Origin of the sequence: Butyrivibrio sp. AD3002, from assembly GCF_000420905.1 — a bacterium.
Classification (GTDB): Bacteria; Bacillota; Clostridia; order Lachnospirales; family Lachnospiraceae; genus Butyrivibrio.
In genome coordinates, this window is sequence record NZ_ATVV01000003.1 from 1 (window position 1) to 14053 (window position 14053).

Below are 14053 nucleotides of genomic sequence, written 5' to 3' on the forward strand. Positions count from 1 at the left end.
GGGTAATCGATTTTCGTGAGGGTTTCCCAAAGTTAATGAGGGTCAGTCGTGAGGGGCTGGCCCTTTTTTTAGTGGAGTTCGTGAGGGTTATTCGTGAGGGGCGTTCGTGAGGGTCATTCATGAGGGGCAAACTTGAGGGTCTGGAGTTATGATTCCAGACCCTCTAATAAGTTACAGTAAAATAGGATAATCAATTCCATGTTCATCAAGGATTGCCTGCAGCTCCAGGATGTAGTTGTATTGCTTTTCTATCTCTATCCAGTTGCCATGGCAAAGTGAGTCTGCTTCTTCTATCTCCTGAAGCATTATCTGATAATCCTCCCATTTGATACATTTATGGTCTTTACTGAAAGCACAATAATCAAGCATTTGTTAGTCCTCCTAAAATTCATCTTCTTCAAAGTAAACGACAGGGTTATAATCCGATACTCCGTTAAGTATAGGAGCGGATCTGGTTGAATACAGAAACCTATTGCGGAAGTGTTCAAAGTTTCTGAAGCCTCTGCCCATGCGCTTCAGATCCTTTATTTTCCTGTTTATTGATTCAATAGGACCGTTGGAAAGCCTGCTGTCATAGATTTTTCCATTTCCCATTTTTTCAACCATTATGAAAGAATTGATTATGGGATCTTCAAATTTTTCAAGAAGTGAGGCAAAATCGCGGAATATATCATGCCGGGAACTTCTGTATTCTTTTATCAGCACAGCTATTTCCAGTCTTGCTGAATGAGGATTGCCGCTGTTGCGTGAATTGAACTGCACATACTTTTCTTTAAGATCCCTGAATTCTTGAAGGTTGGGATCTATTCTGAATAGAGCGTCTTCATAATCAAATGTGTTCATAAGCCTGTGGAAATGTGGATCCATACGAAGATCATGATGGTAACGGATATTTGATAGATTGGACAGGATTAACCACCGGTACTTCTGCAGAATGTATACCTCGTCAGAGACCGGAAGAGAGACTGGTTCATGACGTTCAATAGAAAGCTTGTCCTGAAGTTCGCGGTCACGCTGACGGTACTTCTTTATCAGCTGACGGATATAATTGTCTATCAGGCGGGTTATCCATTGAATCACATGAAAGGAATCCACAACAGGGATTGCATTGGGGAAATATTTCTCTACATAGGCGATATATGGCTTGTACATGTCAGAGATCAGATATTTTACAGCTAATCGTTCTTCTATCGGAATTGCTGAAAAATAGGGCTCAGTGACATCGTTTCTTCTGCTGCGTAGCAGGTCGATTGGATCTCCAGTATGGAAGTCCTGTATGACCAGGGCATACTTGCAGTGTTCATCCATATCTATGCAGACTTCATCAATGGAGACAGCATCTGTCAGCGGCAGACGGTCAAGCTTCACATATCTGTCGAAGACTTCGTGAGCATGAGAATCTGAAACATGAAATTTCCTGGCAATAGAGACGGATGTTTCCATAAGATCTCTGTAGGCGCTAACAATCAACATATCTGTAGCGTTTGAAGTACGGCGGCGTTTGTTAACGAACTTGAAGTTTTCACTGATGTCATAAAGGCATTCAGGATTTGTACAGCGCCATCTTCTTTGTTTCAGAATAATTACAAGTGAGTAGCTATCCTGAAGAATAGGATGATTGACCTTTCGTTTTTTGACACCTCTTGAATACATCCTGTAGCCACAGTTAGGGCAATAATGAGCTACGGGCTTTGTTTCAATGGTGAGAGTTTTAGTGTGACCTTGAATCTGGGTTCCTGTGATACAGAGGTCGCCATCTTCAAGGTCTAATAAATCTGTGATACTATTCATGTATCCTCCTTCTTTGATGTATTTTCCGCAAAAAGTATCATACGAGAAGGGAGAAAGAAGGACAATGATCCTTCAAAAAAGAAACAGGATTAACCAACAAACACGTTGATGATCAATCCTGTTTCTTATTTTTTTAGGTAAAACCCTCACGAATAACCCTCAAACCAGCCCCTCAAGTTTGCCCCTCACGAGCAACCCTCATAAAAGACCCTCACGAAGGTAGCCCCTCACGAAAATCGATTACCCAGTTTTTCTTTTGAAGTTTCATCGAGCTTAGATATTTCGCGTAAAAGAGCATTGTCCAAAGCGGAACTCTTGTATTCAGGTTCTAGCTGGCCTACAAGAGCATCAAGTGTTATTCCCATTAACTTGGCATAATAAATAAGCATTCTAAGTGACATGGCGGTTCTGCCATTTTCTACATTGCTGATATATCCAGGAGTTACATTCATTTCCGTGGCAACTTGGTTTTGGGTAAGACCAAGGCTGATTCTGTATTCTTTTATCTGATTTCCATAATCTTCGTTCATGTAATTATTCCTTCATTTGATATTATTGAAAGATTGAGAGAAGTGAATGACCTTGTAAATAAAGTAGACGAACTGTTTCAAAATAGCAGAGAAAACCTAGAACTTGATCTTTGTAATGGCGCAAGCTTGCAGATTTCTCATGAGCCTATTGTTGTTAAGCTTTTAGAAAAGCTTATGGAAGACCAGGGAGAGGATATAAGCTATTTTATTTATGAATTAGATTATGGTCGAAAATATGAAGATGGATGTATTACTGATCAGGATGGTAACAACATTGATTTTAGTACTGCTGAAAAGCTTTATGACTACCTGAATAGCAATATGGGAGGCAAAGGCAAATAAATCATGGCAATAAATGAAAAACCACGAGTTGTTCGTTCACATAGTATTACGCTTGATCATGACTATGTTGATTGGATTCAAGATATAAAGCAACGATTTAGAAATTCTCAAATTAAAGCTGCTGTAAAGGTGAATTCTGAACAGCTTCTCTTTAACTGGCAGCTTGGTAGAGATATTGTAGTACGTAAGGCAGAAGAAAAATGGGGAAATGGCATTGTTGAGCAGCTGAGTCTTGATCTACGGGCTGCATTTCCTGATGCGAAAGGTTTTTCTGCACGTAATCTTTGGTTTATGAAACAATGGTATACATTCTATTCTTCGAATAGTGCTACTCTGACTCTGATTTCAGATATGGAAAGACTGTTGGATACTGACAGTATAAAACTGAACCAGCTTGGTTCAGAAATTCATGAATTAAAACTGAACCAGCCTGGTACAACGTATTGGAGAAAGCTTAAACAAAGACTGAAAAAAGAAGGAAATGAAACCGTGACAAATTGTCACGCTTTGAAAATGACTGCAAAGTTACAAAAGGAAGATGGCCGAGGATACAGTTCAGTAAAAACAATAAGAGGAGTGCTCAGGCCGGCATTCCAGATGGCTGTCGATGATGACTGCTTGCAGAAGAATCCATTTGGATTTGAGCTAGCAGGAGTTGTGGTTAATGACTCCGTGACAAGAGAAGCAATCACAAAGGATGAGATGAGAAAATTCCTGAAATTCATCCATGACGATAATGTTTATTATAAGTATTACGATACAGTTTATATTCTTTTCCATACCGGCATGAGAATTTCAGAGTTCTGCGGACTTACAGTAAGCGACATTGATTTGGAAAATAAAGTGATAAACATAGATCATCAGCTCCAGCGCACCTCGGATATGCAGTATGTAATTGCAAGCACAAAGACAAATGCCGGAACAAGGAAACTGCCTATAACAGATGATGTAGCAGAGTGCTTTAGGCGGATACTTGAAGAAAGAGAAGATTACACCATAGAAAAGATGGTTGACGGTTATACCGGATTTCTTTTCCTGGATGAGAATGGAATGCCACTTGTGGCCATGCACTGGGAACACCGCTTTAATAATATGGTGAAAAGGTATAACAACATTTATAGGATTCAGATTCCTAACATCACACCGCACGTGTGCAGGCATACATACTGCAGTAATATGGCCAAAGCCGGGATGAATCCTAAAACACTCCAATACCTGATGGGACATAGCGACATAAGCGTAACGCTTAATACGTACACCCATTTGGGATTAGAGGATGCGGCAGATGAACTATTGAAGCTTGAGAAAGTAAGAAAAGAGCTTGATTGCAAAGAGAAAAAGGAAGAGGTTCCCAGCATCAGGGAGTTTAAAATTTCATAAGGATTGAATGAAAAACCTGGCTTCGGCTGGGGTGTAATTTTGAAATAAAAAATCCGCAGATCTTTCCGGAAGCGGGCAATAATTGCCTGATCTGAAAGATTTTGCGGATTTTTTATTTTAGCTCCTTTACTTGGCTGGTGCAATGCTGCTTCAGCCTAACGCCCGAAACGTGAGCAAAGGCAGCTGCTGCAGTCCAAATTCCGCGTGGAAATCGGAATCGATTTCCGCCATACACGCGCCTGATGGTACTGCCTTGATGTGATATCACACTATTATTATAGCATATTGTAAGAAGTCTATTATATTGGTGTAGCCATTTTACTTCTTTTTATACTTAATTCCCTTAACCGGCTTGCTCTTTTTTAAGAGTTTCACATACTTGTCATAAACCTTTTTAGGAATAGATATGGTTGCTTTCTTGCCGATATTACCAAATGCCTTTGCTCCAATTTTATTAACCTTTTTACCCGCGAACTTTATCTTTTTTAGGTTCTTGCAGTTATAGAACGCCTTTGCCCCGATCTTCTTTACAGTCTTGGGTATTGTTATACTCTTAAGACTGGAGTTACCGCTATAAGCACCATCACCGATCTCCGTTACCTCGTAGTATCTGTCCAAACATACTGTAACATATGAAGGAACGCTGTTACCACTACCCTTAACGATGGTAGCCCCTGTTTCATTTAGGGTAACAATTTCACCAGAATTTGCAACATGCTCACCACTATAAAAATCAGACACAGCAGTTGGGTTAACAACAGAATTTGCAGCCGTATTCTGAGAAGGAACATTGGTACTATTAGCCGTATTTTCTGGAACAGACATATTTTCGACATCGGAATCAGTATTATTCTGATTTTCAGTGCCATTATTGGCAGAAGTCTCATTATTTTCAGTCGCAGTTTCCGGAGCTGCCGATGAAAAAGCATACTTTGTGCCAGCAGCAACAGGTAGTGTTGAGAAGCCACGATAATAACCGGCAAAATCAGTTGCACTCTCATTATAATGAATATGATAATGATTCTCCATCTGTTGATAGGTTTTTAAAAAATTATCATAAGCAGGGGGATAATCGTCACCATTATCATCCCATGTAGTATCCACCTCGTACCATTCATCATCCTGTAACAGCACAAGGTTCCACGCATGGTCCATTCCCATAGACCTGCCATACTGAAGAATACATTCCACATTTCCCATATGGCAAATTGTAGCAAACGCACGGGCATACCCCTCGCAAACAGCCGCCTTATCAATAAGAGCCCCATACGCTATCTGTTTATTAGCAGCATTACTTATATACTCCACATGATTAACAATATAATCATGATAAATCTTTACCTTTTCACTCTTTTCTTTCCCGGCAGCAGAAGCAGCTACCCCAGCAGCCTGTTGTAATACCTGATTTGTAGCTAACTCATCGATAATAATATCAGTACTAGTTTCATTTACTCGCGCAACCAACGCAGGATGGTCATAAGCAAAAGCTGCAGCAACAATACTCCCTTCTTCAGCAGTTACCTTCTCATCGTCATTTGTAAAGCCAAGCTTAGCATCAATGTCAAACCTCGATATCAATCTGGACTTTTTTTCTACCATTAGCATCCCATGTGCATTATAAATACGTTTGAGACGAGGTTCCAATGTTCCATAAAAATATCCAGTCTCAGTAACATAAACATTCCAAGTCCTTGCCTGTGCCATAGCATCAGCCTTGATCGGCTTTGATATAAAAGCTGCTGCCGATAAAACAACTGCGGCAGCAGTCAGTAAACACTTCTTCATTTAAACTCCATTTATTAAATCATATAAACATAGGCCAACAGCATTTAAAATACCATATATGATTGATTTTGTAAATGATTTTCTACTATATAAGGCAAAAGACCAGTAGTCCGAATCTCCAAAACTGACTACGATTTTACTACGTTTCAGTGGTATAATATGGAAAGTTCCGCTAAGTTTTGCCATTTTGAATGATTTTATGTACAATGAATTGGTTAAATATCGACCACGCAAACTAGCGCATTTTAGCGCATAAGAGAGCATATTCGGAAAGAGAGATTGAATGATAAGAATTTTATTCGTCTGCCACGGCATAGGTTGCGGGAAATGTGAAAAAGCCCAGATTTTAAGGCGTTTTTAGACATGAAAAAACTGGTTTTACCCCAGACTTACCCCAATATAATAATAGGAATACTTCATTCGAATTGAATAAGGATTTTACATAAAGGGCAGTTGTTCTGAAACGACTGCTCTTTTTCAATGGGGTACCACACTAATTAAACTGATACCCAGATGATGGACTTCAACATGACAGTTGAAATACCCATTGTCTGGGTATTTCTATTGTCAGGAGGAATCTATCATAATGTATGGAAGGGATATAAACAGAAAAAAGCTAAATGATAATCCGGTTGTCGAAACCATCTATGGTGAAACAGTGGGATTTACACTTCCCTTTAGGATAAAACTCTTCGAAAAATGGAAAGAAAACCCTACCCCTGAAACCATAGAGGAAGAGCTTAAGAAAGTTGATATTCTGGCAATAGACCTCTTATCCCATTCATTTAAAGATATATGTGCAAGATTCAAATACGGCGGATATCCTCTGCCTACAGAAAAATCTCACCCTGAAATAGATCCGGAATATAAAGAAACTAATCCTTTGATACTGTCAGGGAAGTTTTACAGAAAGAAACGAGGATTCGGAATGACGATAGATCCCGGATTTCGCCAAGAATTAATGGAAGCTTACCCTGACACATCAATTGAAGATATGTTAAGGCGCAATGGGATTGATCCACTTGATGTCGGATGTGAAAGAATCGTCAGATTGGAACAGGCTTTTAAGAGAGAAATATTCAGACGATATGCTGCGTCTGAAGCTGTTTCAAAAGTCGAGTATCATGTTTCTGCAGCCTCTCCAAAGCTCTTAGAGAATCCCTATGTAGAAAAGATAGTACGTGGAAATCTGTACATGAAAAATGCCTTCTTTAATGAGGTATACATGATACCCATTCCGCTTTCAAAGATTTTTGAGATATACGGAATTGATGATAGCTTGGTGAATACCTGGAGTAAAACGCGGATCAATTCATCTTTGCAAGCATGGAAGCCTTTGGAGACAGAGGTTATTCCATGTAATGAAGGCATTTTGGAGATACAGAATAGACGGGCTTCTATGATGTTCCAGGAAGTAAGAAAAGGTTTTTGCGAATTAGGACAGATATTCAAAACTGACAATTATGATATTCAGCGCAAAGTTTGTCGATGGGCAGATGGACTCCCCAGTGATCCTTGGGGATACTATTCCAGAAAAAGGATACTGAAACTGATGGATTTATCAAAAAGCCGCTATTACGCACTGCTACATAATGAAACATATGGAACAGGCAAAATTAACAGGTGTCGCAGAGATGAGGAAGATATAGTAATAATTCGCCAGGTACTTGCATACAAAGGCTTTGAGAAAGGTATACGCCAGGTATATATGCTTATGCCAAGGGTTACCGGACAGTCTTTTAGCATGTACAAGATACGCAGGCTTATGAATAAATACGGAATCCGAACAACAATAAGACGTCCCAGCCGGAATAGAAAAGCAATGAAAGAACTCATAGCGAGAAACCAAAAAGCCAACCTCATCATGCGGAGATTCAGGCTTCACAGACCCAATGAAATAAGGCTTACAGATGTGACATATCTTGACTATGGTGATGGTCTGCGTGCCTATGGTTCAGCATCTGTGGATCCGGTTACAGGCAGACTCATATGCTTCATTGTTAGTGAAAACAATGATCTTCAGCTTGCGCTTGATACCCTGGCCGCAATGGATTCTTACCCTGCCAAAAGTGGTGCAATACTTCATTCCGACCAGGGCATACTTTACATGAGTGATGACTTTCAGGCTGCAGTTGTTGAACGAGAACTTACGCAGTCAATGTCAAGACGCGGGAACTGCTGGGATAATGCAGTTCAGGAATCATTCTTTGGACATTTTAAAGATGAGTGCCCTTATGAAGCTTGTAAATCTTTGGATGAGTTGCAGGAATGTATTGATAGATATGGCTTTTACTATAATAATGAAAGAGGCATGTGGGATAGAGAAAAGATGACACCTGCAGAGTATGAACAATACCTGGAACAGATGAGTGAAGCAGAATTCGCCAAATATCTGGCGAGAGAAGAAGAACGCTTTGAAAAGATGAAGGTAAAGTCAGCAAAAAACGCTCACATGGCTGCAAGAAGCTATAAGGAGTTTACAGAAAAAAGTATTGGGGGATTAAACGATGAAACTGGTGGATCATTCAAAAAAGTATAAATATGAGGACGGCAGTGACAGACCTGATGAAAAGATCATTCCCTTTCTCGATAATGAGTTTGTTACTGGCTTCAAAGAGGACAGGATCTTCTACTCTAAAGACTTTGACATTGCCCTGTACAAGAAAATCCATGATGAAGGAATGACATATGTTCAGGCTTATAATGCGCTTGGATTTGACACAAATATCTTGGGAGAAGACCGAGCCTATTCAGCCGGAAAGCGCGTAATGCAGAAGGCCAGAGACAACAAACTTTTTACTGTAGATGAGACGAATTATGACGGCTCCGTCTCCCGTGAACAGATGGGAAATCTCACGCCAGAAGAAGAACGGGCATATCTTGTAGCGCGTAACCACTATCTTGAAGAAATGCTTTTGGCTCAAAAAAAAATCCGATCCGAATTGGAGGAGTACTTTACCTGATTGAGGAAAAGGAAATCCGGGCAGACAGATTTGTTATGGTTGATTCATTCATAAATAAGCAGAAGTCGAAACACAATGGGTATAACGTTTCACAATGCCTGCGTATGTTTGGAGTGTCTGACTCTGGCTACTATGCATGGAAAGGCCGTAAGGAAGATATATTTGGAAAACAGGCGGAGAAAAAAGCCGACAGGGATGCAATCAAGGAACTTATGCGTAGGATTATCATTGCCAGAAATGGCGTGGTTCCTGGGAAAAGGACATTCAGGGTGGAGCTTTTTAGAAGATTTGGCAGGACTGTGAATACCAAAAAGATAGCGGCGCTTATGGCTGAGATGAACATACAGGCACAGATGCCGCATAAAGATGCATATAAGCATCAGGCATCACATAATCACGTGTGCGCGGCGCCGGTAAATGCGGTGAACCAGAACTTCTTCATCGCTCCGCGAAGAGTCATTCTTTCAGATATAACATATCTTTACTATGGTGAATATCGAACCACTTTTTATCTGTGCGTATTCAGAGATGCCTATACTCGTGAAAACCTTGGTTGGAGCATAGGGAGATATATGTCTCTAAAACTCGTAGAAGAAGCCTACCGGGATATGATGAGTGGTCATGCTGGCGAACTTGCGGAAGTCATGAGGACCAATGAAGTTTATGTGCACCATGATCAGGGGAGTCAGTACCTTGCCACTTCCTTTACTGAGCTACTTCACGATGATGGCTTTGTACAGTCTGTATCAGCCAGAGGCAATTCTCAGGATAACGCACCTATGGAGAGCTTCTTTGGGAGGCTTAAAACAGCCATCCTCGATATGGTTGCTATGTGCAGGGATTTTACGTCTGCAAGACAGCTTGTGGATGGTTACCTTAAGGCATACAATTCAGAGCATTATCAGTATGATCTTGCAGGACTTACTCCTGAGGAATTCTATCAGTATGCCACAACGGGAGTTTATCCACTTGACAACTACTTTGGTGTTCCTGCATCAATTATGATGACAGGTGGTGATCTGAAGAAAGTAAGACGCAGATATGCTGATGAAGAAGCTGCAGCTCGCAGAGAAGCATCCCAAAAGCATCGTGAAGAAAAACGGCTTGTTGATCCTGAAAAAGTAATACTTCGTGACCAACGCCTTCTTAAGTCAGTAATAGATAAGTGGAAGGATAAGGAAATGACAGCATCTAATCAGATCACAAAAATGCAGGCTGTCCTGGAAAAGGCCAAGAGCGCTCTTCAGTTCATAAAGTCACTTACAGAAGACAAACGCTCTGAGCTTAAAGAACCACTTGCATGGAGAAAATATACTGAATTAAGTTATGTATTCATGATGAACGAACTGTTCTGATCTATATATTCTTCAAAATCTTATATTTTTAAATACTTTACAGCTGTATAATAAACGCAGCTGTATCGTGGCAGTAAGGGTCTGGCTTATCGCAAATGCGAGTTCACCTCACTCTCTGACGGTACAGCTTTTTGATTGCCAGGGAATCCTCTGGCCTATTTGTTGTACCCTCTATCATTATCCCCTACAAAAAGCCATAAAAAAAGTACTACTGTCAACCTAAAGTCTATCGTAGTACTACTTAAAATCCATCACTGTCATATATATTTTTGCACTGTCTATTATGATTCCATTCAACCTTAAAATCTGTCACAAAAAAGTCCTTGACTTTCGAACCGGTTTAAATTTGATAAGCGATAGCTTCTATTGACAATACGCAATGTGTATGAAATACTAATGATACGCAATGAGTATAACGATGTTGATTTAACGAAGGGGACTTATATGGACAGCAGAGAATATTTGATTGAATTAAGAAACGATACTGGAATGTCGAGAAAGGAGTTTTGTGCTTATTTTGAGATTCCATATCGTACATTGCAGGATTGGGAATTGGGAAATAGGAAAATGCCGGATTATCTTTTGAGATTGATGGCGTATAAAATCGAAATGGAAAAGCTTGCAGGAAATAATAAAGTAGAGAGAAATGGGGATAATGATCATGACAGATAAAGTTCAATTATTTGAAGACCAGCCAATTAGGACGGCATGGGTCGAGGATGAGGAAGAGTGGTATTTTTCTATAGTTGATGTGGTAGGCGCGTTAACTGAGCAACAGAGCTTTGATGGAGCTCGTGACTATTGGAAAGTGCTAAAAAGCAGGCTTAAAGAGGAAGGAAATCAGTTGGTTACAAATTGTAACCAACTGAAAATGAAGTCTCCCAAAGATGGGAAAAGGTATAAAACTGACGTAGCGAATACTGAGCAACTTTTAAGAATTATACAGTCAATTCCTTCAAAGAAAGCTGAGCCATTTAAGATGTGGCTTGCTCAGGTTGGACGTGAAAGGATTGAGGAGACTATAGACCCTGAACTTACGATAGACCGTGCTTTGGAAACATATGCAAGACTTGGATATGATGCGGACTGGATCAATCAAAGACTTCAGACAATTCGTGCAAGGAAAGAGTTAACTGATCAGTGGAAAGGCCATGGTGTTAAGCAGGGCAAAGAATTTGCTATTTTGACCGATGAAGTTACCAGAGCATGGTCAGGTATGTCAACAAGGCAGTATAAGAATCTTAAGGGACTCAAAAAAGAAAATCTCAGAGATAACATGAGCACTCTTGAGCTTGCATTAAACATGTTGGCAGAAGCAACTACTACTGAACTTACTAAAGTACATAATCCGCAAGGACTTGATGAAAACAAAACAATAGCAAAAAGAGGCGGGCAGATTGCAGGTGATGCCAGAAAGAATATTGAAGAAGAAACAGGGAAACCAGTCATCACGAGTAAAAATGCGAAGCAATTAAATGACGCTGTTGTGGGGCTTATAGAGAATATTATAGATATAGAGTCTGAAAATGATAATGAGAATGGAGAATGATTTATATGGAACAATTCGATTTAGATAAATTGGAAAAAGCACTTATTTATGTAGAGCGTATAGCAGATGGAAAAAATCCTATAAACAATATGCCTGCAGATAACGATGAGGTTATGAATGATCCCAACGTTATTAGGTGTATGTTTTTTATAAAAGATGTCCTATCAGCCCTTAAGGATAATGGTGGCGTGATAGGTAGGGTTTCAGGTATTAAGAAAAAAGAATTTCCTATGGAGTCACTTTCTGGCTATTAGTTTATAGAGACAAAAACGATAACAAGATTTACAGAACAACTGAATTCAGGGATAAATGAAAAGGAATATAAGAAGCTGTCATACAAAGTGATAACGGACTGGCTCAAGAAGAATGGCTATCTGATAGAAAAAGAGGATAATCAGCTTGGTAAAAAAATAACATTAACTACAGAAAAGGGGCAGGCTGTTGGGATAACACATTCTTTACAAACAAGTATAAGCGGAGCATCATATTACAGAATTGAATATGATAAGACAGGTCAAGAGTTTGTTTTGCAGAATCTTTCTGAAATTCTAAAATCTCAACATTCAGAATAATATGCTTTTACTTTTGAGCAATACATGATATGTTTATTTAAGCGAGGTAAATCGTCGCAAACTGCATGAGGATGTAAGGCAGATGCTAAGCTGTCCGGTCCGGAGTTCTTGTTAGAAGGACATTCCTGATATGGGATGTCTTTTTGTAAAAAAGAAGGGCCCGTGGGTCCTCCTTCCGGTCACAGGCATCACAAGTTTCTGTAACCTGATCACTGTTATTATAAGCGCACTGATAATCGCTGTAAATATATAGTGAAAAGAACACGCTGATTTTTTTGCAAATTGAAAACAGAATAAACTATCTATGAACAGAAAAGATATGCCGGGGGCAGCTCCTGGCTTCTCCGCTGCGGAGACGATAAATATGAGCAGAATAAATTTAGCTGCGTAGATTAAAGGGTTCTGGTTACAGGACCCTTTAATCATAAAAAGGTGATATTGGTGGGCGTAGTATTGGAAAAGTGCGGACTTCTTGCAGAACAATTTGAAAAGCAGGGCTATAAATACACCGCTATATGAATTTGTAACTACCTCCATTTATGTAAGATTTAGACATCATGCATAAATGGAGGTTTTATTATGACAAAAGAAAGAAGAGACAATAAAGGACGACTATTAAGAACTAATGAGCATCAACGAAGCGATGGAAGATATGTTTATAGATATCAAACAGCCGGAGGAGAGACCAGATATTTATATAGCTGGAGATTGTTAGCTACTGATGTTAAACCGAAGGGTAAAAGACAATGTGAATCTCTTCGTGAAAAAGAGGCTGAGGCGCAGTATGAAAAGCGATGGGAATTAAAAGGATTAAATTCTGATGAGAGAGTTACAGTGACGGAACTTGTCGACAAATACATAGCAATCAGAACGAATGTAAAGCCATCAACACAGTGTGGATATGAGACAGTTCGTAGCCATCTTAGTAGAGAAGAATTTGGTACAAGAAAGATAGACAGCATAACTATTGCTGATGCCAAGAAATGGCTAATATCTCTTCAAACAAATGGTAAAGGCTATAGCACAATCCATACTATTCGCGGTGTTGTAAGGCAGGCATTTCAAATGGCTGTGGAGGATGAGAAGCTGGAGAGAAATCCCTTTGATTTTAAACTGGATGGTGTTGTTATAAATGATATGACGAGACGGGAGTCACTATCTATCATGGAAGAGGCGTTGTTCATGGCCTTTGTTAAAAACGACGTTCATTTCTGTAGATATTATGATATGTTTTTTATTTTGCTTAATACCGGAGTGAGGATAGCGGAATTGTGTGGTCTATGTATTTGTGATATTGATTTTGAGCGCGGTTATATAGTTATCAAGCGGACTCTTAATAGGTTTGCAAGAAAGTATGTGGTGGGCAGTACGAAGACAAAATCAGGATTTAGGAAGATTCCTATGTCCAATGATGTAAAAGCTTCTGTAAAAAGGATATTGGATGTAAGAGAAAAGCAGATACAGACAGTCAATATTGATGGCGGTGATGAATTCCTTTTCATAGACCATAGGGGAATTCCGCTTCTTCCAAGTATGATACAAAAGTACTTTCAGAGGGTATGTGAAAAAATATATAACGAAAAGAACTATAACATTTATGTGACTCCGCATATTTGCAGACACACATTCTGCACTAAAATGGTGAGAGAAGGAATGAAGCCAAATGTTCTTCAATACATTATGGGACATTCCAGAATAGATACCACTTTGGAATACTATGCACATGTAGATATAGACATGGTTTATGAAGAAGTTGATAGGATTATGAATAAGTAACAGAAGTGGC

General features: G+C 39.5%; 14 protein-coding genes. 10 read left to right on the forward strand and 4 right to left on the reverse strand.

Annotated elements, in window-relative coordinates; all coding sequences use genetic code 11:
* Positions 1 to 171: 171 nt before the first annotated feature.
* From G596_RS0103540 to G596_RS0103550, 3 genes are all read right to left on the reverse strand, one after another.
* A complete protein-coding gene (locus tag G596_RS0103540) occupies positions 172 to 369 on the reverse strand; it encodes a mobility-associated LCxxNW protein (protein WP_022760460.1) in 198 nt (65 codons plus the stop codon).
* Positions 370 to 381: 12 nt separating this feature from the next.
* Positions 382 to 1791 (reverse strand): ISL3 family transposase, encoded by a 1410-nt coding sequence (locus tag G596_RS20745; RefSeq protein WP_022760461.1) that lies wholly within the window; start codon positions 1789 to 1791, stop codon positions 382 to 384.
* A gap of 227 nt (positions 1792 to 2018) precedes the next feature.
* On the reverse strand, positions 2019 to 2321 hold the full coding sequence (locus tag G596_RS0103550) for a helix-turn-helix domain-containing protein (protein WP_022760462.1): 303 nt from the start codon (positions 2319 to 2321) through the stop codon (positions 2019 to 2021).
* Between G596_RS0103550 and G596_RS0103555 the strand changes: the two genes are divergently transcribed.
* Together G596_RS0103555 and G596_RS24305 are read left to right on the forward strand one after the other, a co-directional pair.
* A complete protein-coding gene (locus tag G596_RS0103555; protein ID WP_196805191.1) occupies positions 2262 to 2663 on the forward strand; it encodes a hypothetical protein in 402 nt (133 codons plus the stop codon). The two genes, G596_RS0103550 and G596_RS0103555, sit on opposite strands and share 60 nt — an antisense overlap.
* Positions 2664 to 2666: 3 nt before the next feature.
* Entirely contained in the window at positions 2667 to 4043 is a 1377-nt protein-coding gene (locus tag G596_RS24305; protein ID WP_022760464.1) for a tyrosine-type recombinase/integrase, read from the forward strand.
* 318 nt (positions 4044 to 4361) lie between these two features.
* Here the strand turns inward: G596_RS24305 and G596_RS0103565 are convergent, their stop codons facing one another.
* On the reverse strand, positions 4362 to 5828 hold the full coding sequence (locus tag G596_RS0103565; protein ID WP_022760465.1) for a leucine-rich repeat domain-containing protein: 1467 nt from the start codon (positions 5826 to 5828) through the stop codon (positions 4362 to 4364).
* A 586-nt stretch (positions 5829 to 6414) separates the two neighbouring features.
* Between G596_RS0103565 and G596_RS20755 the strand changes: the two genes are divergently transcribed.
* The 8 genes from G596_RS20755 (at position 6415) to G596_RS0103610 (ending at position 14043) form a co-directional block, all read left to right on the forward strand.
* Positions 6415 to 8367, forward strand: a complete 1953-nt coding sequence (locus tag G596_RS20755) for an IS3 family transposase (protein WP_022760466.1) — start codon at positions 6415 to 6417, stop codon at positions 8365 to 8367.
* Positions 8336 to 8791 (forward strand): hypothetical protein, encoded by a 456-nt coding sequence (locus G596_RS20760; protein WP_022760467.1) that lies wholly within the window; start codon positions 8336 to 8338, stop codon positions 8789 to 8791. The genes G596_RS20755 and G596_RS20760 overlap by 32 nt, the downstream gene beginning before the upstream one ends.
* A gap of 35 nt (positions 8792 to 8826) precedes the next feature.
* Entirely contained in the window at positions 8827 to 10146 is a 1320-nt protein-coding gene (locus tag G596_RS0103580; protein WP_022760468.1) for an IS3 family transposase, read from the forward strand.
* Between the two features lie 444 nt (positions 10147 to 10590).
* Entirely contained in the window at positions 10591 to 10818 is a 228-nt protein-coding gene (locus tag G596_RS0103585) for a helix-turn-helix domain-containing protein (protein WP_022760469.1), read from the forward strand.
* Positions 10808 to 11695, forward strand: a complete 888-nt coding sequence (locus G596_RS0103590) for a BRO family protein (RefSeq protein WP_022760470.1) — start codon at positions 10808 to 10810, stop codon at positions 11693 to 11695. The genes G596_RS0103585 and G596_RS0103590 overlap by 11 nt, the downstream gene beginning before the upstream one ends.
* A gap of 5 nt (positions 11696 to 11700) precedes the next feature.
* Positions 11701 to 11949 (forward strand): hypothetical protein, encoded by a 249-nt coding sequence (locus tag G596_RS0103595; protein ID WP_155829112.1) that lies wholly within the window; start codon positions 11701 to 11703, stop codon positions 11947 to 11949.
* Positions 11950 to 12036: 87 nt separating this feature from the next.
* A complete protein-coding gene (locus G596_RS0103600; protein ID WP_022760472.1) occupies positions 12037 to 12267 on the forward strand; it encodes a hypothetical protein in 231 nt (76 codons plus the stop codon).
* A gap of 579 nt (positions 12268 to 12846) precedes the next feature.
* Positions 12847 to 14043, forward strand: a complete 1197-nt coding sequence (locus tag G596_RS0103610) for a tyrosine-type recombinase/integrase (protein ID WP_022760474.1) — start codon at positions 12847 to 12849, stop codon at positions 14041 to 14043.
* Positions 14044 to 14053 lie beyond the last annotated feature (10 nt).